At 58.5% G+C, this 20,939-nt stretch carries 23 protein-coding genes and 1 tRNA gene; 20 read left to right on the forward strand and 4 right to left on the reverse strand.

Features of this window, described 5'->3' with window-relative positions:
• Positions 1-58 precede the first annotated feature (58 nt).
• The 3 genes from HU773_RS06005 to HU773_RS06015 form a co-directional block, all read right to left on the reverse strand.
• Entirely contained in the window at positions 59-997 is a 939-nt protein-coding gene (locus HU773_RS06005) for a hypothetical protein (RefSeq protein ID WP_186626009.1), read from the reverse strand.
• A 246-nt stretch (positions 998-1,243) separates the two neighbouring features.
• The gene (locus HU773_RS06010; protein WP_186626008.1) at positions 1,244-2,485 is read right to left on the reverse strand and encodes a tyrosine-type recombinase/integrase; all 1,242 of its coding nucleotides are present in this window, start codon (positions 2,483-2,485) and stop codon (positions 1,244-1,246) included.
• A gap of 165 nt (positions 2,486-2,650) precedes the next feature.
• Positions 2,651-2,735: transfer RNA gene (locus tag HU773_RS06015), tRNA-Leu, on the reverse strand.
• Positions 2,736-2,843: 108 nt separating this feature from the next.
• On the opposite strand from HU773_RS06015, the gene queA reads away from it, so the two are divergent.
• From queA to HU773_RS06045, 6 genes are all read left to right on the forward strand, one after another.
• Positions 2,844-3,893 carry a tRNA preQ1(34) S-adenosylmethionine ribosyltransferase-isomerase QueA gene (queA, locus tag HU773_RS06020; protein WP_057437921.1) on the forward strand — a complete coding sequence of 350 codons (1,050 nt, stop codon included), beginning with the start codon at positions 2,844-2,846 and terminating at the stop codon, positions 3,891-3,893.
• A 5-nt stretch (positions 3,894-3,898) separates the two neighbouring features.
• On the forward strand, positions 3,899-5,014 hold the full coding sequence (gene tgt, locus HU773_RS06025) for a tRNA guanosine(34) transglycosylase Tgt (RefSeq protein WP_032858353.1): 1,116 nt from the start codon (positions 3,899-3,901) through the stop codon (positions 5,012-5,014).
• Positions 5,015-5,057: 43 nt separating this feature from the next.
• Positions 5,058-5,396 (forward strand): preprotein translocase subunit YajC, encoded by a 339-nt coding sequence (gene yajC / locus HU773_RS06030; protein WP_003175975.1) that lies wholly within the window; start codon positions 5,058-5,060, stop codon positions 5,394-5,396.
• 62 nt (positions 5,397-5,458) lie between these two features.
• Positions 5,459-7,327 (forward strand): protein translocase subunit SecD, encoded by a 1,869-nt coding sequence (gene secD / locus HU773_RS06035; protein WP_057437923.1) that lies wholly within the window; start codon positions 5,459-5,461, stop codon positions 7,325-7,327.
• 9 nt (positions 7,328-7,336) lie between these two features.
• Positions 7,337-8,251: a protein translocase subunit SecF gene (secF, locus tag HU773_RS06040; RefSeq protein WP_057437925.1), complete on the forward strand. Its 915-nt coding sequence runs from the start codon at positions 7,337-7,339 to the stop codon at positions 8,249-8,251.
• A 123-nt stretch (positions 8,252-8,374) separates the two neighbouring features.
• Positions 8,375-8,917, forward strand: a complete 543-nt coding sequence (locus HU773_RS06045) for a glycine zipper 2TM domain-containing protein (RefSeq protein WP_029298576.1) — start codon at positions 8,375-8,377, stop codon at positions 8,915-8,917.
• 142 nt (positions 8,918-9,059) lie between these two features.
• On the opposite strand, the gene suhB is transcribed toward HU773_RS06045, so the two are convergent.
• A complete protein-coding gene (gene suhB / locus HU773_RS06050; RefSeq protein WP_003175971.1) occupies positions 9,060-9,875 on the reverse strand; it encodes a type III secretion system regulator SuhB in 816 nt (271 codons plus the stop codon).
• A 145-nt stretch (positions 9,876-10,020) separates the two neighbouring features.
• Here suhB and trmJ point away from each other — a divergent pair, with 145 nt between their 5' ends.
• The 14 genes from trmJ to HU773_RS06120 all read left to right on the forward strand — a co-directional run bounded on the left by trmJ (position 10,021) and on the right by HU773_RS06120 (position 20,937).
• A complete protein-coding gene (trmJ, locus tag HU773_RS06055; RefSeq protein WP_057960570.1) occupies positions 10,021-10,791 on the forward strand; it encodes a tRNA (cytosine(32)/uridine(32)-2'-O)-methyltransferase TrmJ in 771 nt (256 codons plus the stop codon).
• 2 nt (positions 10,792-10,793) lie between these two features.
• Positions 10,794-11,579, forward strand: a complete 786-nt coding sequence (gene cysE / locus HU773_RS06060; protein WP_057960569.1) for a serine O-acetyltransferase — start codon at positions 10,794-10,796, stop codon at positions 11,577-11,579.
• 299 nt (positions 11,580-11,878) lie between these two features.
• Positions 11,879-12,370, forward strand: coding sequence for a Fe-S cluster assembly transcriptional regulator IscR (gene iscR, locus HU773_RS06065; RefSeq protein ID WP_038446306.1), 492 nt, complete (start codon positions 11,879-11,881; stop codon positions 12,368-12,370).
• A 50-nt stretch (positions 12,371-12,420) separates the two neighbouring features.
• Entirely contained in the window at positions 12,421-13,635 is a 1,215-nt protein-coding gene (locus tag HU773_RS06070) for an IscS subfamily cysteine desulfurase (RefSeq protein WP_057437931.1), read from the forward strand.
• Between the two features lie 99 nt (positions 13,636-13,734).
• Positions 13,735-14,121, forward strand: coding sequence for a Fe-S cluster assembly scaffold IscU (gene iscU, locus HU773_RS06075; RefSeq protein WP_028617851.1), 387 nt, complete (start codon positions 13,735-13,737; stop codon positions 14,119-14,121).
• A 28-nt stretch (positions 14,122-14,149) separates the two neighbouring features.
• On the forward strand, positions 14,150-14,473 hold the full coding sequence (gene iscA / locus HU773_RS06080) for an iron-sulfur cluster assembly protein IscA (RefSeq protein WP_010565230.1): 324 nt from the start codon (positions 14,150-14,152) through the stop codon (positions 14,471-14,473).
• Between the two features lie 8 nt (positions 14,474-14,481).
• Positions 14,482-15,003: a co-chaperone HscB gene (hscB, locus tag HU773_RS06085; RefSeq protein WP_057437935.1), complete on the forward strand. Its 522-nt coding sequence runs from the start codon at positions 14,482-14,484 to the stop codon at positions 15,001-15,003.
• A 51-nt stretch (positions 15,004-15,054) separates the two neighbouring features.
• Positions 15,055-16,917, forward strand: a complete 1,863-nt coding sequence (gene hscA, locus HU773_RS06090) for a Fe-S protein assembly chaperone HscA (RefSeq protein WP_057960568.1) — start codon at positions 15,055-15,057, stop codon at positions 16,915-16,917.
• A gap of 3 nt (positions 16,918-16,920) precedes the next feature.
• Complete coding sequence (gene fdx, locus HU773_RS06095; RefSeq protein WP_016977666.1) at positions 16,921-17,262, forward strand: ISC system 2Fe-2S type ferredoxin; 342 nt, start codon at positions 16,921-16,923, stop codon at positions 17,260-17,262.
• Positions 17,263-17,276: 14 nt separating this feature from the next.
• Complete coding sequence (iscX, locus tag HU773_RS06100) at positions 17,277-17,477, forward strand: Fe-S cluster assembly protein IscX (protein ID WP_057437937.1); 201 nt, start codon at positions 17,277-17,279, stop codon at positions 17,475-17,477.
• Between the two features lie 91 nt (positions 17,478-17,568).
• Positions 17,569-17,994, forward strand: a complete 426-nt coding sequence (ndk, locus tag HU773_RS06105) for a nucleoside-diphosphate kinase (RefSeq protein WP_017846179.1) — start codon at positions 17,569-17,571, stop codon at positions 17,992-17,994.
• Between the two features lie 28 nt (positions 17,995-18,022).
• Positions 18,023-19,171 (forward strand): dual-specificity RNA methyltransferase RlmN, encoded by a 1,149-nt coding sequence (rlmN, locus tag HU773_RS06110; RefSeq protein WP_057437941.1) that lies wholly within the window; start codon positions 18,023-18,025, stop codon positions 19,169-19,171.
• Positions 19,172-19,183: 12 nt separating this feature from the next.
• On the forward strand, positions 19,184-19,942 hold the full coding sequence (gene pilW, locus HU773_RS06115; RefSeq protein ID WP_057437943.1) for a type IV pilus biogenesis/stability protein PilW: 759 nt from the start codon (positions 19,184-19,186) through the stop codon (positions 19,940-19,942).
• The gene (locus tag HU773_RS06120; RefSeq protein WP_057960567.1) at positions 19,942-20,937 is read left to right on the forward strand and encodes a RodZ domain-containing protein; all 996 of its coding nucleotides are present in this window, start codon (positions 19,942-19,944) and stop codon (positions 20,935-20,937) included. The genes pilW and HU773_RS06120 overlap by 1 nt, the downstream gene beginning before the upstream one ends.
• Positions 20,938-20,939 lie beyond the last annotated feature (2 nt).

Below are 20,939 nucleotides of genomic sequence, written 5' to 3' on the forward strand. Positions count from 1 at the left end.
AGACAACGGGTCATACGCTACGCAGGGGAGGGGGAGTGGACTGTGTCCGCTCCCTTTTTTATTTCAGAGGTCTAAGGCCCAGAGCGACTAAGTGCTCTCGAATGGTTTTTTTCGTGCCGTTGCCGGCTTGGTCGAAAAGTAGATTGGTCAGTTCAGCATCGGACAGACTTCGTTTTTCACTTTTCCGGCCGTTAATGATTTGCTCTGCGGCTGCCTTAATTTTTGCCCGCCTATCCGTAGCGGAGGTCTGTATCGCTGAGTTGGGATTGCGGTTCCCATTACCTGCTTCCTGGCCCCTTCTCGTCGCCTTTGTCGAAAAAGCGTCGTCGAGAATTCGATGCATCAGGCTTGATGTGTTGAAGCCTTTTTTAAACACATCCATCTGCTCCACTTGGCGATAAAGACTCGCCATCAACAACGCCTGGTTCGCCTCTCCTAGCAAAGTAGCGAAGTCTTCTCGTGCTCGGATTTCGTTTCCGCTACTGCGGTCCCGCTCTTTTTCAATCAGGGCAAGGTACTGGCGTGGTGAGTCATGTTTCAGCTGTTCTATGAGGTCCGCATCAATGTCGTAGGTCGCAAGCTCAAGGTCGAATAGCCAATTTGCAAGCTTCTCCACGGCCTGAGTTCCCAGTACCAGGGCAAAGGTGGCTACAAGCTGTGAGTCTGCTGCGGAATTACTGACTCCAAGAAGCCGTCGAATGACACTGGGCAATGAGCCTGCTTCTGCATAACTGGCATGCTCGCTAATGGCATCGCGAAGTCGATAAAGAGTTCTTGTTACCGACTCTGCGCACGGAGCGTAGGAGCCGTCCTCAAGCCAGAACGATGTAGCGGTGCTGATCAGATCGAAGGCATCTTTGAAATGTTCGTTGAACTGCGGAAACAGCACAAGATTGCGAACGGCAATCTCGACGTCGTCCTGATCCCACACCAGGCACGTTACGTCGACTCCTGCAATTTCGAGTTCCTCTGCATCGATGCCTCGCTCAATGTCCATTTAGGTCTCCCCGACGCCCCGAGGCCAGTGGGCTAACGCAGCGATTTGCGGATAAAAGCGCCGATGCCAGCAGGTTCACGGGTGTGGCCGTTCTGTAACACGACCCCTCCATGTAACACGTGGTGCTCAGAAGTTTTTCAGTGCGTGTAACGCCTAATATATTCAATAAAAACATAAGGTTATCGAGATGTGTAACGCGCGTAACACCCGTAACACCATTTTTGAAGGGGTATAGGGTTAACGGCTTCACACGGCCTTCCCAAATTGACCTTGCACTACATTTCCGGCCACTAGGGAATCAAGATGATCGGCGTACCATTGCATCATGTTTACACGTTGCTCAAAGTATTGTGCCTTGTTGTATACCCCCGAGATGCCTTCCTCTTTGTGAGCCAACTGCGCTTCAACGTGTTCCTTCGGCCAGCCATGCTCTCTAAGTAACGTGCTCGCGGTGTGTCGAGTGCCGTGGCCTACGAGACGACCTTTGTACCCGATGGTTGCGAAGACTTTGTTGATTGTGTTTTCGCTGATGGTTGGGTTCTTCGCTCCCACACCGGGGAAAAGCCAACGACTCCGCCCCGTTAAGCTGTGCAGATCCCTCAAAGCTGTCACTGCTTGATGGGGAAGGGGGCATACAAAATCCCGGCGCATCTTCATCTTGGCAGCAGGCATCGTCCAAATTGCCTTCTCAAGGTCGAACTCTTTCCATTCAGCCAAGCGAACCATGCCTGGTCGGGAAGCCGTCCAGATACAAAGCCAAGCGGCGGTGCGTGCCGTCAGTCTGCTCGGAGTGTTTTGGAGTGCTTGGAGGAATTCAGCCAGTTCAGGCTCCAGCAAATGTGGATGCTGCTGAGTCTTGGGTGCCTGGGCGGCAATGTCACGAAGGCGGCTGCCCGGATCGTTTTCGGTGAGTCCTAAACCAATGGCTCGACCGAAGATTTGGTTGATCCAGGTGCGGCACTTTTCCGCCACGTTGTGAGCGTCTCTAGTTTCGAGGGATGCCTGGAGATCTGCACAGTCGGTGCGGGTGATTTCGTCGAGGGGTTTATCTCCCAATGCAGGGAGTATGTCCTTGTCGAGGTAGGTCCGGATTTTGTGAAGGGTAGAGGGTGCGAGGCCCTTTTCTTCTTTTGCTTTGAGCCAAGCTTCAGCAGCAGTTCGAAACGTTCGGGCCTTGGCCGCATCGATTGCAGCTTTGGCGGATCGCTTCTGCTCAAGGGGGTCGGCGCCGCTACTCACTACTTTGCGTAGATCGGCAGCTTTGTCTCTTGCCAGTGCACCACTGACCTCTGGGTAACCCCCGAGCCCCATCCAAGCCCAATTGCCTGCCGGACGTTTGTAGCGGAGCTGCCAGGATTTACCACCATCAGGTTTGACCCTGAAGTAGAGGCCGTTTCCGTCTAGCTCCCGGTATTCCTTTGACTCCGGCTCCAGCCCTGCAAGCGTCGTGTCGGCGAGAGGGCGGCGCTTGATATCTGCGCGCTTCATCCTTGTATCCCAAAGTTAGGTATTTTTCTCAGGATACAAGCAGGGATACAGGGATACAACGGATAAGGGGATACAGAGGTAGATAGCCAGACACAAAAAAACCGGCTCAAGTGGCCGGTTTCTCTGCTGCTGAGAGCCTGGTAGAGACTTTCAGATACTGCTATATGGTGCCCCGAGGGAGACTCGAACTCCCACTCCTTTCGAAAACGGATTTTGAATCCGCCGCGTCTACCAATTCCGCCATCAGGGCTCAATGGCGGCGAAGTATAGAGAGGTGATTACCGTTGGTCAATCACGTTTCATGGTCTATTTTCACTATTTCCGCTAGACTTCCCGGCCCTGCTAGACGAACCCCATCATGCGCGTTGCTGACTTTACTTTTGAACTCCCGGATTCGCTGATCGCCCGCCACCCTTTGGCCGAGCGTCGCGCCAGCCGACTGTTGACCCTGGACGGGGTCAGCGGTGCCCTTGCACACCGTCAATTCACTGATTTGCTTGAGCATTTGCGCCCAGGCGATTTGATGGTCTTCAACAATACCCGGGTGATTCCGGCGCGGCTGTTTGGCCAGAAGGCTTCCGGCGGCAAGCTGGAAATCCTCGTCGAGCGGGTGCTGGACAGCCATCGTGTGCTGGCCCATGTGCGCTCCAGCAAGTCGCCGAAACCGGGGTCGAGCATTCTGATTGATGGCGGTGGCGAGGCCGAGATGGTCGCGCGCCATGACGCGCTGTTCGAGCTCAAGTTTGCCGAGGAAGTGCTGCCGCTGCTGGAGCGTGTCGGCCATATGCCGTTGCCTCCTTATATAGACCGTCCCGACGAAGACTCGGACCGCGAGCGCTATCAGACGGTTTACTCCGAACGCCTCGGCGCCGTCGCCGCGCCGACGGCCGGGTTGCATTTTGACCAGCCGCTGCTGGATGCGATTGCCGCCAAGGGTGTCGAGACTGCCTATGTGACCCTGCACGTGGGGGCCGGGACGTTTCAGCCGGTGCGTGTGGAGAACATCGAAGATCACCATATGCACAGCGAATGGCTGGAAGTCAGCCAGGCCGTGGTGGACGCGGTCAACGCCTGCAAGGCGCGCGGTGGGCGGGTGGTCGCAGTGGGCACCACTAGCGTGCGCTCCCTGGAGAGCGCGGCGCGCGATGGCGTGCTCAAGCCGTTCAGTGGCGACACCGACATCTTTATTTATCCAGGCCGGCCGTTTCATGTGGTCGACTGCCTGGTCACCAACTTCCATTTGCCGGAATCCACGCTGTTGATGCTGGTGTCGGCCTTCGCGGGTTATCCCGAAACAATGGCCGCGTATAACGCCGCCATTGACAATGGATACCGTTTTTTCAGCTACGGTGATGCGATGTTTATCACCCGTAATCCGGCGCCGCGCGGCCCAGAGGAACAACTATGAGTCGTATGTCGTTTGAATTATTGGCCACCGACGGCAAGGCCCGTCGCGGCCGCCTGACCTTCCCTCGCGGTACCGTGGAGACCCCGGCGTTCATGCCGGTCGGCACCTACGGCACGGTCAAGGGCATGCTGCCGCGTGACATCGTCGCCACCGGCGCCGAGATCATCCTTGGCAACACCTTCCACCTGTGGCTGCGCCCGGGCACGGAAGTGATCAAGAAGCACGGCGACCTGCATGACTTCATGAAGTGGCAAGGCCCGATCCTCACTGACTCCGGTGGTTTCCAGGTGTTCAGCCTGGGCGCCATGCGCAAGATCAAGGAGGAGGGCGTGACCTTCGCCTCGCCGGTGGACGGTTCCAAGGTGTTCATGGGTCCGGAAGAGTCGATGCAGGTCCAGCGCGACCTGGGCTCCGACATTGTGATGATTTTTGACGAGTGCACGCCGTACCCGGCCGATGAAGACGTGGCGCGGATCTCCATGGAGCTGTCGTTGCGCTGGGCCCAGCGCTCGAAGAATGCCCACGGCGACAACACGGCGGCGTTGTTCGGTATCGTCCAGGGCGGTATGCACGAAAGCCTGCGCAAGCGCTCGCTGGAAGGCCTGGACAAGATCGGCTTCGATGGCCTGGCCATTGGCGGTCTGTCGGTGGGCGAGCCCAAGCATGAAATGATCAAGGTGCTGGACTACCTGCCAGGCCTGATGCCTTCTGACAAACCTCGTTACCTTATGGGCGTTGGCAAACCAGAAGATCTCGTAGAGGGTGTGCGCCGCGGTGTGGACATGTTCGATTGCGTGATGCCAACCCGTAATGCCCGCAATGGGCATCTGTTCATTGATACAGGCGTGCTGAAGATCCGTAACGCGTTCCATCGCCATGATGATTCGCCGCTGGATCCCACCTGTGATTGCTACACCTGCCAGAACTTCTCCCGTGCTTATCTGCACCATCTGGACAAATGCGGGGAAATGCTGGGTAGCATGTTGAATACCATCCACAATTTGCGTCACTACCAAGTCCTGATGGCTGGTTTGCGCGAGGCTATTCAACAGGGTACATTGGCCGCCTTTGTCGATGCCTTCTATGCCAAGCGCGGGCTGCCCGTGCCGCCCTTGGACTGAGTTTCCCGACCCTAAGATTCACTATTTGCAACTGGAGTGCTAAATGAGCTTTTTTATCTCTAACGCTATGGCTGACGCCGCTGCACCGGCCGCTGCCGGTCCTATGGGCGGTGGTTTCGAGTGGATTTTCCTGGTCGGCTTCCTGGTCATCTTCTACCTGATGATCTGGCGCCCACAGGCCAAGCGCGCCAAAGAGCAGAAAAACCTGCTGGGTAGCCTGCAAAAAGGCGACGAAGTGGTCACCACCGGCGGTATCGCTGGCAAGATCACCAAGGTTTCCGATGCTTTCGTGGTACTGGAAGTCTCCGACACCGTTGAAATGAAGTTCCAGAAAGGCGCCATCGCCGCCACGCTGCCAAAAGGCACGCTCAAAGCGATCTGAGTAACAACTTTTACCAATCGACGGGGCGCGCAAGGCGCCCCGCGTCATAAGCGGGCGGCGTGATGCTGAACAAATACCCTCTGTGGAAATACGTACTGATCCTGGCGGTGCTGGCGATCGGCTTTATTTATTCCGCTCCCAATCTCTATCCTGATGACCCGGCGATCCAGATCACCGGTGCCAGCACTTCGCTGCAGGTCAATCAGGCTGACCTGGACCGTGCGAGCAAGGCGCTCATCGACGCGGGTATCCAGGTTAAAGCGGCAACATTGGCAGCTGATGCGAAGGGCGGTTTGCTGCGCCTGACCAAGCAAGAAGACCAATTGCCGGCCAAGGATGTTGTGCGCAAGGTCATGGGTGATGACTACGTCGTTGCACTGAACCTGGCTCAGACCACGCCAAAATGGCTGAGCAGCATTGGCGCGCATCCCATGAAGCTGGGTCTGGACTTGTCCGGTGGTGTGCACTTCCTGTTGGAAGTGGACATGGACAAAGCCCTCGACGCACGCATGAAAGTCTACGAAGGCGATGTGAAGAGCCTGCTGCGTAAAGAGCGCCTGCGTTATCGCAGCCTGCCGCAGCTCAATGGTGCCATCCAGCTGGGTTTTGCTGACGAAGCAAGCCGCGAACAGGCCCGTGCACTGATCCGCAAAAGCTTCAACGATTTCGACATTGTTCCGGCCGACCTCAATGGTCAGGCGGTACTGCGTCTGGCGATGACCCCGGCCAAGCTGGCGGAAATCCGTGAATACTCCATCAAGCAGAACTTGACCACGGTACGTAACCGCGTCAACGAGCTGGGTGTGGCCGAGCCTCTGGTTCAGCGCCAGGGTGCCAACCGCATCGTGGTTGAGCTGCCGGGCGTGCAGGATACTGCTGAAGCCAAGCGCATCCTCGGCAAGACTGCCAACCTGGAGTTCCGCCTGGCGGCCGAACCGGGTGCTTCCAAGGCCACTTCCGAAACCTTCGAGTTCCGCGAGGGCAACCGCCCGGCCGCGCAGATCGAGCGTAGCCTGATCATCACCGGTGACCAGGTGACGGATGCCAAGGCTGGTTTCGGCGAGCACGGCACGCCTGAAGTGAACATCCGTCTGGATGGTCATGGTGGCGAACTGATGAACCGCGCCACGCGCAGCAACGTCGGTCGCAGCATGGCGGTGATCTTCATCGAGCAACGCCCGGTGACCACCTACACCAAGCAAATGGTCAATGGCGTCGAGAAAGACGTGGCGGTACAGACCTTCAAGGAAGAGAAGAAGATCATCAGCCTGGCGACCATCCAGTCGCCTCTGGGTGCTCAATTCCGCATCACCGGCCTGAACGGCCAGGGTGAGTCTTCCGAACTGGCGCTGCTGTTGCGTGCCGGTGGCCTGGCCGCACCGATGTACTTCGCCGAGGAGCGCACCATTGGCCCAAGCCTGGGTGCTGACAACATCACCAAGGGTGTCGATGCGGCGCTGTGGGGCATGCTGTTCGTTTCGCTGTTCATCATTGCCATCTACCGCTTCTTCGGCGTCATCGCCACCGTAGCCTTGGCGGGCAACATGGTGATGCTGCTGGCCCTGATGTCGCTGCTGGGGGCTACACTGACCCTGCCGGGTATCGCCGGTATCGTGCTGACCATGGGTATGGCGGTAGACGCCAACGTGCTGATCTTCTCGCGGATTCGTGAAGAGATCGCGGCGGGCATGAGCGTGCAGCGGGCAATCAACGAAGGCTTCGGCCGGGCATTTACCGCGATTCTCGACTCCAACCTGACCACATTGCTGGTCGGCGGGATTCTCTTTGCCATGGGCACCGGCCCGGTCAAGGGTTTTGCGGTGACCATGTCCCTCGGTATCTTTACCTCGATGTTCACGGCCATTTTGGTGACCCGCGCAATGGTCAACCTGATCTTTGGCGGGCGTGACTTCAAGAAGTTGTGGATTTAAGGGGCTGCCATGTTACGTACAATCAACTTCATGGGCGTTCGCAACGTTGCGTTCGGCGTCACTGTGCTCCTTACCGTCCTGGCGCTGTTCAGCTGGTTCCATAAGGGGTTGAACTACGGCCTGGATTTCACCGGCGGTACGCTCATCGAGCTGACCTACGAGAAACCGGCCGACGTCACCAAGGTGCGTGCCCAGCTGAACGAGGCCGGGTATAACGAGGCGATCGTGCAGAGCTTTGGTGCGACCACCGACCTGCTGGTGCGGATGCCCGGTGAAGACCCGCAACTGGGTCACCAGGTGGCCGAGGCCTTGCTCAAGGTCGGTGGCGACAACCCGGCTTCGGTCAAGCGCGTCGAGTTCGTCGGCCCGCAGGTGGGTGAAGAGCTGCGCGACCAGGGCGGCCTCGGCATGCTGATGGCGCTGGCCGGCATCATGGTCTACCTGGCGTTCCGCTTTCAGTGGAAGTTTGGCGTCGGTGCCATTGTCTCGCTGATCCACGACGTGATCGTGACCGTGGGTATCCTGGCGTACTTCCAGATCACCTTCGACCTGACGGTATTGGCGGCGGTGCTGGCGATCATTGGTTACTCTTTGAACGACACCATCGTGGTATTCGACCGGGTTCGCGAGAACTTCCGGGTGCTGCGCAAGGCGACGTTGATCGAGAACATCAACATCTCCACCACCCAGACCCTGCTGCGTACCATGGCGACGTCGATCTCCACCTTGCTGGCGATTGCCGCACTGATGATCTTCGGTGGCGACAACCTGTGGGGCTTCTCCCTGGCGCTGTTCATCGGCGTCCTGGCAGGCACCTACTCGTCGATCTACATCGCCAACGTGGTGCTGATCTGGCTGAACCTCAACAGCGAAGACCTGATTCCTCCTGTTGCGACAGACAAGGAGATCGACGACCGCCCTTGATGGGTGCTTGTTGATCGGCTGTTACAAAGAAGGCGCGAGTATTGAACTCGCGCCTTTTTTTTTGCTCCAAGGCTGGGTATAGCGCGGACGTTTCAGTCCGCTTGTGATGGTCAGGAGGTTCACGTGAACAAGTCGTTACTGGTTGGTGCGGTATTGGGTGCTGTCGGTGTGACTGCCGGGGGTGCTGTCGCCACCTACAGCCTGGTAAAAAGCGGCCCTGAGTATGCGCAAGTGCTGGCAGTGCAGCCGGTCAAGACCCAGATCAAAACCCCGCGTGAGGTCTGCAAGGACGTCACCGTAACCCGGCAGCGTCCGGTGCAGGATCAGCATCAAATCGCCGGTACCGTGGTCGGCGCCCTGGCAGGTGGCCTGCTGGGTAACCAGATCGGTGGCGGTACAGGCAAGAAGATTGCCACCGTAGCCGGCGCAGTCGGTGGTGGTTATGCCGGTAACAAGGTTCAGGAAGGCATGCAGAACCGTGATACCTACACCACCACCCAGACGCGCTGTAATACCGTCAACGACATCAGCGACAAGGTTGTCGGGTATGACGTGCGTTACAACCTGGATGGCAAGGAAGGATCGGTGCGCATGGAGCGTGATCCGGGTAGCCAGATCCCAGTGGATAAAGAAGGGCGTTTGATCTTGGGCCAAAATCAACAGTAATCCCAAGCCTGGCGCAGCTCAAAATGTGGGAGCGGGCAAGCCCGCTCCCACATTTGATTTGTGTTGTCGTTGAAAGCGAGGCTTGGCCAAATCCCAGGCATAAAAAAAGCACCCCGAGGGGTGCTTTTTTGTGCTCGCTCGCTTAGCGCTTCAGCGAAGCCGGCAGGTGCGGCTGGATCGCCGTCAGGACTGCCTTGAAGCATTTGGTGTTGCCTGCTACCACGTGACCCTTCTCCAGGAAGTCGTGACCGCCGGTGAAGTCGCTCACCAGGCCGCCGGCTTCTTGAATCAGCAGGGCGCCTGCGGCCATGTCCCACTCGGACAGGCCCGACTCCCAGAACGCATCAAAACGACCGGCGGCAACGTATGCCAGGTCCAGGCTGGCGGCGCCGGCGCGGCGGATGCCGGCGGTCTGGCCAACCAGGGCGCGGAACATGCCCAGGTAGTTTTCCAGGTTGTCCATCTGGTCGTCACGGAACGGGAAGCCGGTGCCCAGCAGGGCGCCGTCCAGGCTGGTGCGACCGCTGACACGCAGGCGACGACCGTTCAACTGGGCGCCACGGCCACGGCTGGCGGTGAATTCTTCCTGGCGAACCGGGTCCAGCACGACGGCGTGTTCCAGGCGGCCACGGTATTTGCAGGCAATGCTCACGGCAAAGTGTGGGATGCCACGCAGGAAGTTGGTGGTACCGTCCAGTGGGTCGATGATCCACAGGTAGTCTTCGCCTTCGCCGCTACCTTTGTGCAGGCCGGTTTCTTCACCGAGGATGCCGTGGGTAGGGTAGGCCTTGCGCAGGGCGTCGATGATTTTCTGTTCGGCGGCGCGATCCACCTCGGATACATAATCCTTGGCGTCTTTTTCGTCGACCTTGATGGTATCCAGGCGCTCGATGGAGCGGAAGATCAATTCACTGGCGCTGCGGGCGGCGCGCAGCGCGATATTCAGCATGGGCTGCATGGATGTGTCACCTAAGGTTGTTAAAGAAAGCCGGGCATTCTAGCAGAAACTTTCTTCAGGTGAAGGACGACGTTCGCTTTCATGGCATAACCTTAGGCTGTTCTGTAATATTTGCCCCCCTTTCCCATGTCCGAGAGCGCCTCCCTTGCTGCAAAACATTCGTGTCGTCCTCGTCAATACCAGTCACCCCGGCAATATCGGCGGGGTGGCGCGGGCCATGAAAAACATGGGGCTGACGCGCCTGGTGCTGGTGGAGCCACGGGTGTTCCCGCACCACGAAGCCGACGCTCGTGCCTCAGGCGCCAATGACATCCTGGAAAAAGCCCAGGTTGTCGCCACCCTGGAAGACGCCCTGGTCGGTTGCAACCTGGTGCTCGGCACCAGTGCTCGTGACCGGCGCATCCCCTGGCCGCTGCTCGATCCCCGCGAGTGCGGGGCCAAAGTGGTCGAAGAGGCTGCTGGCGGTGCTGAAATCGCTCTGGTATTTGGCCGTGAAGACTCCGGCCTGACCAATGACGAGCTGCAGCGATGTCATTATCACGTGCACATTCCATCAGACCCTGAATTCAGCTCGCTGAACCTCGGGGCAGCCGTGCAGGTGTTGAGTTATGAAGTGCGCATGGCCTGGCTGGCAGCACAAGGCCAGCCGAGCAAGATGGAGAAGGACGAGGTCGCATCCACCAAAAGTGGTGAATTGGCCACCATGGATGAACTGGAACGGTTCTATGAACACCTGGAGCAGACCCTGGTGGCCATTGAATTCCTTGATCCGGAAAAACCACGGCACTTGATGGCGCGCCTGCGCCGGCTGTATGGGCGCAGCTCGGTCAGCCGGGCAGAGATGAATATATTGCGTGGCATCCTCACGGAAACCCAGAAAGCGGCCCGTGGCGAGCTTCTTAAGCGGAAGGATTAAAAATGTTCGAGCGTTTGCGAGAAGATATCCAGAGTGTTTTCCATCGTGACCCGGCGGCGCGCAACGCCTTTGAAGTGCTGACCTGCTACCCGGGCATGCACGCGATCTGGATTCACCGCTTGTCCGGTGCCTTGTGGGGCATGGGCTGGAAGTGGCTGGCGCGGCTGGTGTCGAACTTTGGTCGCTGGCTGACCGGGATCGAGATTCATCCGGGGGCCAAGGTCGGTCGTCGCTTCTTCATCGATCACGGCATGGGCATCGTTATTGGTGAGACCGCCGAAATTGGTGATGACGTGACCTTGTATCAAGGCGTGACGCTGGGCGGTACCACCTGGAACAAGGGTAAACGTCACCCAACCCTGGAAAACGGTGTAGTGGTAGGGGCGGGCGCCAAGGTGTTGGGGCCGTTTACCGTGGGTGCCGGTGCCAAGGTTGGTTCCAATGCGGTGGTGACCAAGGCGGTGCCACCGGGCGCAACCGTGGTGGGCATTCCTGGGCGGATCATCGTCAAGCCGGAAGTCGGCGATGAGCAGGAGGCCAAGCGCAAGGCCATGGCCGAGAAGATCGGCTTCGACGCCTATGGCGTCAGCGAAGACATGCCGGACCCGGTGGCTCGCGCCATCGGCCAGTTGCTCGACCACCTGCAGGCGGTGGATGGCAAGCTGGATGGCATGTGCGGCGCGCTGAAGGATCTGGGTAGTCCTTACTGTGCGAAAGATCTCCCTGAGTTGCGCGAAGAGGACTTCGCCGAGATCAAGGATGAGGCCGGTGCCACCAAGGCTGGTTAGGTTTTAAGTCCGATAAAATGCCCTGTGGGGGCTGGCTTGCCTGCGATAGCAGTCTGCCAGTCACCCCTTGGGCTGCTGATCCACCCCTATCGCAGGCAAGCCAGCTCCCCCATTTGATCTCCATTGGTCTTGAGATTGAGCCCTGGCCCTGTTCCTGCTGTTCGATCCCACCCCATCCTGCTATGATTCGCGCGCCCTTTTTACGGGTATTCCTGACTAAAGTACTAGGTCTTATAGTTGACTTAAATACTCGGGAATCGCATACTTGCTCCCATTCTGAAACACCTTGGTACTTGTCCATGAGACTGACTACAAAAGGCCGATATGCGGTGACCGCCATGCTCGATCTGGCCCTGCACGCGCAAAACGGGCCGGTGTCCCTGGCCGATATCTCCGAGCGCCAAGGCATTTCCCTGTCTTACCTTGAGCAGCTGTTCGCCAAGCTGCGCCGCAGCAACCTGGTTTCCAGTGTGCGTGGCCCGGGTGGCGGTTATCAGTTGTCCCGCGATATGCAGGGCATCCAGGTGGCCCAGGTGATCGACGCGGTCAATGAGTCCGTCGATGCTACCAAATGCCAGGGCCTGGGTGATTGCCATGCCGGCGACACCTGCCTGACACACCACTTGTGGTGTGACCTGAGCCTGCAGATCCATGAGTTTTTGAGTGGTATCAGCTTGGCTGATCTTGTGACTCGCCGTGAGGTGCAGGAAGTAGCCCAGCGTCAGGACCAGCGCCGATGCAACACCAAGGTGCCGCGTCTGGACAAGATTGAAGCGTCCGCCGTCGAGTGACAGCCGAAGAGCTAACGGCACGCCAGCCAGCCTGATTTAGGAGAAAGTCCATGAAATTGCCGATTTACCTTGATTACTCAGCGACCACCCCGGTTGATCCGCGTGTCGCGCAAAAGATGAGCGAATGCCTGCTGGTTGACGGAAACTTCGGCAACCCGGCCTCCCGTTCCCACGTTTTCGGCTGGAAGGCCGAGGAAGCGGTGGAAAACGCTCGTCGCCAGGTCGCCGACCTGGTCAATGCCGACCCGCGTGAAATCGTCTGGACCTCCGGTGCCACCGAGTCCGACAACCTGGCAATCAAGGGCGCCGCGCATTTCTACGCGACCAAGGGCAAGCACCTGATCACCACCAAGATTGAGCACAAGGCTGTCCTCGACACCATGCGCCAACTGGAGCGTGAAGGTTTCGAGGTTACTTACCTCGAGCCCACCACCGACGGTATCGTCACCCCGGCAATGATCGAAGCCGCGATGCGTGAAGACACCATCCTGGTTTCCGTGATCCACGTGAACAACGAAATCGGCACCATCAACGACATCGCCGCCATCGGCGAGCTGACCCGCTCCAAAGGCGTGTTGCTGCATGTCGATGCTGCCCAGTCCACCGGCAAGGTCGATATCGACCTGTCCAAGCTGAAAGTCGACCTGATGTCGTTCTCGGCCCACAAGACCTACGGCCCTAAAGGCATTGGCGCGCTGTACGTGAGCCGCAAGCCTCGCGTCCGTATCGAAGCCACCATGCACGGCGGCGGTCACGAGCGCGGCATGCGCTCGGGCACCCTGGCGACCCACCAGATCGTCGGCATGGGCGAAGCCTTCCGTGTAGCCAAAGAAGACATGGCTGCCGAAAATGTGCGCATCAAGGCTCTCAGCGATCGCTTCTACAAGCAGGTCGAGAACCTTGAAGAGCTGTACATCAACGGCAGCATGACCGCCCGTGTACCGCACAACCTGAATTTGAGCTTCAACTACGTCGAGGGCGAGTCGCTGATCATGGCGCTCAAGGATCTGGCGGTTTCGTCCGGTTCGGCCTGCACCTCGGCTTCCCTTGAGCCGTCCTACGTCCTGCGCGCCCTGGGCCGCAACGACGAGTTGGCGCACAGCTCGATCCGCTTTACGTTCGGCCGTTTCACCACCGAAGAAGAAGTCGACTACGCAGCGCAGAAAGTCTGCGAAGCGGTCACCAAGCTGCGCACTCTGTCGCCGCTGTGGGACATGTACAAAGACGGTGTCGATATTTCCAAGATCGAGTGGGCGGCACACTAAATATAGAAGCCGCCACCCAAGCTCTGTAGGAACGTGGCGGAAAACGCAGGCGTTTTTACAGGGTTCCAGAGCGGCCCTGATGAGTGAGGATTCAGTACCATGGCTTACAGCGAAAAGGTCATCGACCACTACGAAAACCCGCGCAACGTCGGCAAGATGGACGCGGAAGATCCTGATGTGGGCACCGGCATGGTCGGCGCTCCGGCGTGCGGCGACGTTATGCGCCTGCAGATCAAGGTCAATGACGCTGGCGTTATCGAAGACGCCAAGTTCAAGACCTACGGCTGCGGTTCAGCCATCGCCTCCAGTTCCCTGGCGACCGAATGGATGAAAGGCAAGACCCTGGATGAAGCTGTCACTATCAGCAACACCCAGTTGGCCGAAGAGCTGGCCCTGCCGCCCGTGAAAATTCACTGCTCGGTACTTGCAGAGGACGCCATCAAGGCGGCCGTTCGCGATTACAAGCAGAAGAAAGGCTTGATCTAAGCATTTGGCGACGAGTAAGGAGTCAACGATGGCTATCAGCATGACAGAAGCGGCTGCGCGGCACGTGCGACGCTCCCTGGATGGGCGCGGTAAAGGTGAGGGGATTCGTCTGGGTGTGCGCACCACAGGCTGTTCCGGCCTTGCCTACGTGCTGGAGTTCGTCGACGAGGTGGTTGCGGAAGATCAGGTGTTCGAAAGTCACGGCGAGAAAGTGATCATCGACCCGAAAAGCCTGACCTACCTGGACGGCACCGAACTCGATTTCGTCAAGGAAGGGTTGAACGAAGGCTTCAAGTTCAACAACCCCAACGTACGCGGTGAATGTGGCTGCGGCGAAAGCTTCAACATCTGAGGCTATTTGTGGGTACTCCTTGTCATTTCGCTTTATTCGAGCTGCAGCCGAGCTTTCGGCTGGACCTCGAGCAGCTTGCCACGCGCTACCGTGAATTGGCGCGTGGGGTGCATCCGGATCGCTTTGCCGACGCTTCCGAGCGTGAGCAGCGCCTGGCGCTGGAGCAGTCAGCCAGCCTCAACGAAGCCTATCAGACGCTCAAAAGCCCTCCCAAACGCGCGCGTTACCTGCTCGCCATGGGTGGTGGCGAAATGCCGCTGGAAGTCACGGTCCATGACCCTGATTTCCTGATGCAGCAGATGCAGTGGCGTGAAGAGCTTGAAGACTTGCAGGACGAGGCCGATCTGGCTGGCGTCGCAGTCTTCAAGCGGCGTCTGAAAGTGGCCCAGGATGAACTCAACGAAAGCTTCGCAGCCTGTTGGGACGATGCAGCGCAACGTGAACAGGCCGAACGCCTGATGCGGCGCATGCAGTTCCTCGACAAGCTCACTTACGAAGTGCGCCAGCTAGAAGAGCGCCTCGACGATTAACCCAGTGCTGCACAGATTGCACGCCTGATAGACAGATAAGACCTGATTACCATGGCTCTACTGCAGATCGCCGAACCCGGCCAAAGTCCTCAACCGCACCAGCGTCGCCTGGCGGTTGGCATCGACTTGGGTACTACCAATTCACTGGTCGCCGCACTGCGCAGCGGTCTCTCCGAGCCGCTGCCCGATGCTGATGGCCAGGTCATCCTGCCATCCGCCGTGCGCTATCACGCTGACCGCATCGAAGTGGGCGAGTCCGCTCGGTTGGCGGCGTCTGCCGACCCGCTGAACACCATACTGTCGGTCAAGCGCTTGATGGGTCGTGGGTTGTCCGACGTCAAGCAATTGGGCGACCAACTGCCGTACCGCTTTGTCGGCGGCGAATCCCATATGCCGTTCATCGACACCGTGCAGGGGCCGAAAAGCCCGGTGGAAGTGTCGGCCGATATCCTCAAGGTGCTGCGCCAGCGTGCAGAAACTACCTTGGGTGGCGAATTGGTCGGCGCGGTCATCACGGTCCCGGCTTATTTTGATGACGCCCAGCGCCAAGCCACCAAGGATGCGGCGAAACTCGCCGGTCTGAACGTGCTGCGCCTGCTCAACGAGCCGACGGCAGCAGCTGTGGCCTATGGCCTGGATCAGCACGCTGAAGGCCTGGTTGCTATCTATGACCTGGGCGGCGGCACCTTTGATATTTCGATTCTGCGCCTGACTGGCGGTGTGTTTGAAGTGCTGGCCACCGGTGGCGACAGTGCCCTGGGTGGGGATGACTTCGACCACGCCATTGCCGGTTGGATGATCACCAGTGCCGGTTTGTCCGCCGACCTGGATCCGGGCGAGCAGCGTAACCTGCTGCAAACCGCCTGCGCCGCCAAGGAAGCGCTGACTGACGCCGCATCTGTTGAAGTTTCCTACGGCTCCTGGTCGGCCCAACTGACCCGTGAAGCCTTTGATGCGCTGATCGAGCCAATGGTCGCCCGTAGTCTGAAGGCTTGCCGTCGCGCCGTACGTGATTCCGGCATCGAACTGGAAGAAGTTGGCGCGGTGGTCATGGTTGGCGGTTCGACCCGTGTGCCACGGGTTCGCGAAGCGGTAGCCGACGCCTTCGGTCGCCAGCCGCTGACCGAAATCGACCCGGATCAGGTGGTGGCCATCGGTGCCGCGATCCAGGCCGATACCCTGGCCGGCAACAAGCGCGATGGCGGCGAGTTGTTGCTGCTTGATGTGATTCCGTTGTCCCTGGGCCTGGAAACCATGGGCGGCCTGATGGAGAAGGTGATTCCGCGCAACACCACCATTCCCGTCGCCCGCGCCCAGGACTTCACCACTTATAAAGATGGCCAGACGGCCATGATGATTCATGTGCTGCAAGGCGAGCGCGAGCTGATCAGCGACTGCCGCTCCCTGGCGCGTTTTGAATTGCGCGGTATCCCGGCCATGGTCGCGGGTGCGGCGAAGATCCGCGTGACGTTCCAGGTTGACGCCGACGGCCTGCTCAGCGTGGCAGCACGCGAGCTGGGTTCGGGCGTTGAGGCGAGCATCCAGGTCAAGCCGTCCTACGGCCTGACTGACGGCGAAATCGCCAAGATGCTCAAGGATTCGTTCCAGTACGCCGGTGATGACAAGGTCGCCCGGGTGTTGCGTGAGCAGCAAGTCGATGCCCAGCGCCTGCTTGAAGCGGTGCAGGGCGCCCTTGAGGCCGACGGCGAGCGCCTGCTGGATGCTGAAGAGCGTCTGGTCATCGACCTGCAGATGCAGGAACTGGCCCAATTGATGAAAGGCACCGATGGCTATGCCATCGAACAACAGACCAAGCGCCTTTCACAAGTAACCGATGCCTTTGCTGCCCGTCGTATGAACCAGACGGTGAAAGCCGCCCTGGCGGGACGCAACCTGAATGAAATCGAGGAATAACTGATGCCACAGGTCATTTTTCTGCCACACGCCGAGCATTGCCCGGACGGTATGGTCGTGGAGGCTGAGACCGGCAAGTCCATTCTCGAAGTTGCCCATGACAACCATATCGAGATCGAGAGTGCGTGTGGTGGTGTTAACGCCTGCACCACCTGTCACTGCATTATCCGCGAAGGTTTCAACAGTCTCGAAGAGGCTGATGAGCTGGAAGAGGACTATCTTGATAGGGCGTGGGGCCTGGAACCGACTTCGCGCCTGAGCTGTCAGGCCAAGGTGGGGACAGAAGACCTCACCGTCGAAATTCCGAAGTATTCGCTCAACCATGCCGCCGAAGCGCCGCACTGATTCAAGGAAGTGTCATGAGTCTTAAATGGGTTGATGTGCAAGAAATCGCTATTCTGCTGGCCGACGGCCATCCGGATACGGATCCCTATTCGGTGAACTTTGTAGCTTTGCGTGACATGGTCATGGCTTTGCCAGGGTTCGAAGACGAGCGGGATCGTGGTGGTGAAAAGGTTCTCGAAGCGATCCAGACTGCCTGGAAAGAAGAACAGGACTGAAGCCTCCCTTACGCAGTTAGGCAATACCCAAGAACCCGCGTATAATTCGCGGGTTTAATTTTTCGCAAATTACCGTTTCTGGAGTTACACCATGGCTGTTCAACGTACTTTCTCCATCATCAAGCCTGACGCTGTTGCAAAAAACGTCATCGGCGAGATCACCACTCGTTTCGAAAAAGCCGGCCTGAAGGTTGTAGCTTCGAAACTCAAGCAACTGTCCAAGGCTGAAGCTGAAGGCTTCTACGCTGAGCACAGCGCTCGTGGTTTCTTCGGTGACCTGGTTGCCTTCATGATCTCCGGTCCTGTTGTTGTTCAGGTTCTGGAAGGCGAAAACGCTATCGCTCTGAACCGTGAGCTGATGGGCGCTACCAACCCTAAAGAAGCAGCTGCCGGCACTATCCGTGCTGACTTCGCTGATTCCATCGACGCCAACGCTGTACACGGTTCGGACTCCGAAGCCGCTGCTGCTCGCGAAATTTCGTACTTCTTCGCAGCTACTGAAGTAACCACTCGCTAAGCATTGGCTTAAGAGTGAAGGTGAATCCATGACTACATCGACTGTAAAAACCAACCTGCTGGGTCTGACTCAACAGGAAATGGAAAAATTCTTCGACTCAATCGGGGAGAAGCGTTTCCGTGCCGGTCAGGTAATGAAGTGGATTCACCACTTTGGCGTCGACGATTTCGACGCCATGACGAACGTCAGCAAGGCCCTGCGCGACAAGCTCAAGGCGATTGCTGAGGTCCGTGGTCCTGAAGTGGTCAGCGAGGACATCTCCAGCGACGGCACCCGTAAGTGGGTGGTGCGCGTGGCGTCCGGCAGCTGCGTCGAGACCGTCTACATTCCCCAGGGCAAACGTGGCACCTTGTGCGTTTCGTCCCAGGCAGGCTGTGCCCTGGATTGCAGTTTCTGCTCCACCGGCAAGCAAGGCTTCAATAGCAACCTCACCGCCGCCGAAGTCATTGGCCAGGTGTGGATTGCCAACAAATCCTTTGGCAGCGTCCCGGCGACCGTCGACCGTGCCATCACCAACGTGGTGATGATGGGCATGGGTGAGCCGCTGCTGAACTTCGACAACGTGGTTGCGGCCATGCACCTGATGATGGACGACCTGGGCTACGGCATCTCCAAGCGCCGTGTGACCCTGTCGACCTCCGGCGTGGTGCCTATGATTGATGAGCTGTCCAAGCACATCGACGTCTCCCTGGCGTTGTCGCTGCACGCACCCAATGACGCATTGCGTAACCAATTGGTGCCGATCAACAAGAAGTATCCGCTTAAGATGCTCCTCGAATCTTGCCAGCGTTATATGTCGTCCCTGGGCGAAAAGCGCGTCCTGACCATCGAGTACACCTTGCTCAAAGATATCAATGACAAGGTTGAACACGCGGTCGAGATGATCGAGTTGCTCAAGAACACCCCGTGCAAGATCAACCTGATTCCGTTCAACCCGTTTCCCCATTCTGGCTACGAGCGGCCGAGCAACAACGCCATCCGTCGTTTCCAGGATCAACTGCACCAGGCTGGCTTCAACGTCACTGTGCGCACCACCCGTGGTGAGGACATCGACGCCGCTTGTGGCCAATTGGTAGGACAGGTGCTGGATCGCACCCGTCGTAGCGAGCGTTACATCGCAGTGCGCGAATTGAGCGCCGACAGCGATCTGGCGCAGAACGCCGCGACACGAACCTGAGAGAGGATCTCTATGCCCTTGCGCCTTGCGCTGCTGTTGCTTGTTGCCAGCCTGTCGGTTGGCTGTGTTTCATCGGGCTCTGATAGTCCGTTGCAAACCGGCAAGGGCCGTGACGAAGCGCGTGCTGCCTATGTGCAGTTGGGGCTGGGATACCTGCGCCAGGGCCTGAGCGAGCAGGCCAAGGTGCCGCTGCAAATGGCCCTGGCCCTCGACAACCATGATGCCGACGCGAATGCGGCGTTGGCCCTGGTGTTCCAGGCCCAGGCCGAGCCCGAGCTGGCCGACCAGTATTACCGCAAGGCCCTGGCTGTTCGCCCCCATGATCCACGCCTGCTCAACAACTACGGCAGCTTCCTGTTTCAGCAGGAGCGTTATAAGCAAGCGTCCGGTTATTTCCAGCAAGCAGCCACTGATACCCTATATCCTGAACGTTCGCGGGTTTTCGAGAACCTGGGAGTGACCTCCGTGCGTCTCGGCCAGCGTGAAGATGCCCGCCAGCAACTGGAAAAAGCCCTGCACCTGAATCAGCGCCAGCCACGGGCCTTGCTCGAAATGGCCCAGTTGTCGTTTGAAGACAGGCATTATGTGCCGGCACGTGACTATTACGAGCGTTTTAGCCTGCTCAGTGGGCAAAATGCACGTAGTCTATTGCTTGGTGTGCGCCTGGCCACGGTTCATGAAGAACGCGACAAGGCCGCACGTTTTGGTCAGCAATTAGAACGACTCTATCCCGGTACCCCGGAATATCAGCAATACCTGTCGGAGCAATGATGAAAGCCGCGCACCCGGAAGTTGTAGCCGCTAATCGCGTAAACCCAGGCGAGACCTTGCGTCAGGCCCGCGAAAGCAATGGTTGGTCGCTGGAAGAAGTGGCCCTCAAGCTCAATTTGACCACCACTTCCCTGGGTAACCTGGAAAACGGCGCGTTCGACAAACTGCCAGGGCATACCTTCGCCCGTGGTTATATCCGCGCCTATGCCAAGCTGCTGGGTACTGACCAGGCCATCCTGGTCCAGCAATTCGACCAGTTCACCGGTACGGATTCCCAGGGCAGTAACGTACACGGTCTCGGTCGTATTGAAGAGCCGGTGCGGGTTTCCCATACTATTTTGCGAATTGTCAGCCTGTTATTGCTGATTGCAGTGATCGGTGGTGGTTTTATCTGGTGGCAGGACCAGACCTCGCTGCGCAGCAAGGATCTGATCAGCAACGCCCTGGAACACGTCGAAGTCGAAAGCGCTGACGGTACCACCCAGATTCACCCCTTGGACGAGCCGGAAGACCAGGCTGTCGTCCAGGGCCAGGCGGCCCCTGAAACCAATCTTGAGCTGCAAGCGGGCCAGCAGCCTGCCGAAGCCAGCGGTGAGCCAGCTCCGGCCGCCGTTGCACCGGCTCCAACGGCTCCCGTGACCCAGGCCCCGGCCGCCACGGTCCAGACGCCTGTTGTACCGGCCCAGGCTCCGGCCGCGCCAGTCGCACCAACAGTCGCTGCACCTGCCGACCAGGCGCCTGCCGGCGTGGCGGGGGATGGCCGTCTCCACATTACCTACGTCGCTGACTGCTGGACACAAGTCACCGATGGCAATGGCAAAGTCCTGTTCAGTGCTTTGAAGCGTAAGGGAGATACGCTTGAGCAGGTCGGCAAGCCTCCTTTGACGCTGCGTCTGGGCTTTGCCCGTGGCGCGCAAGTGGCCTATAACGGCCAGCCTGTAGACGTGGCGCCGTTCACCAGTGGCGAGACCGCTCGCCTGAAGTTGGGACAATAGTC

The organism is Pseudomonas shahriarae, assembly GCF_014268455.2.
Taxonomy (GTDB): Bacteria; Pseudomonadota; Gammaproteobacteria; order Pseudomonadales; family Pseudomonadaceae; genus Aquipseudomonas; species Aquipseudomonas shahriarae.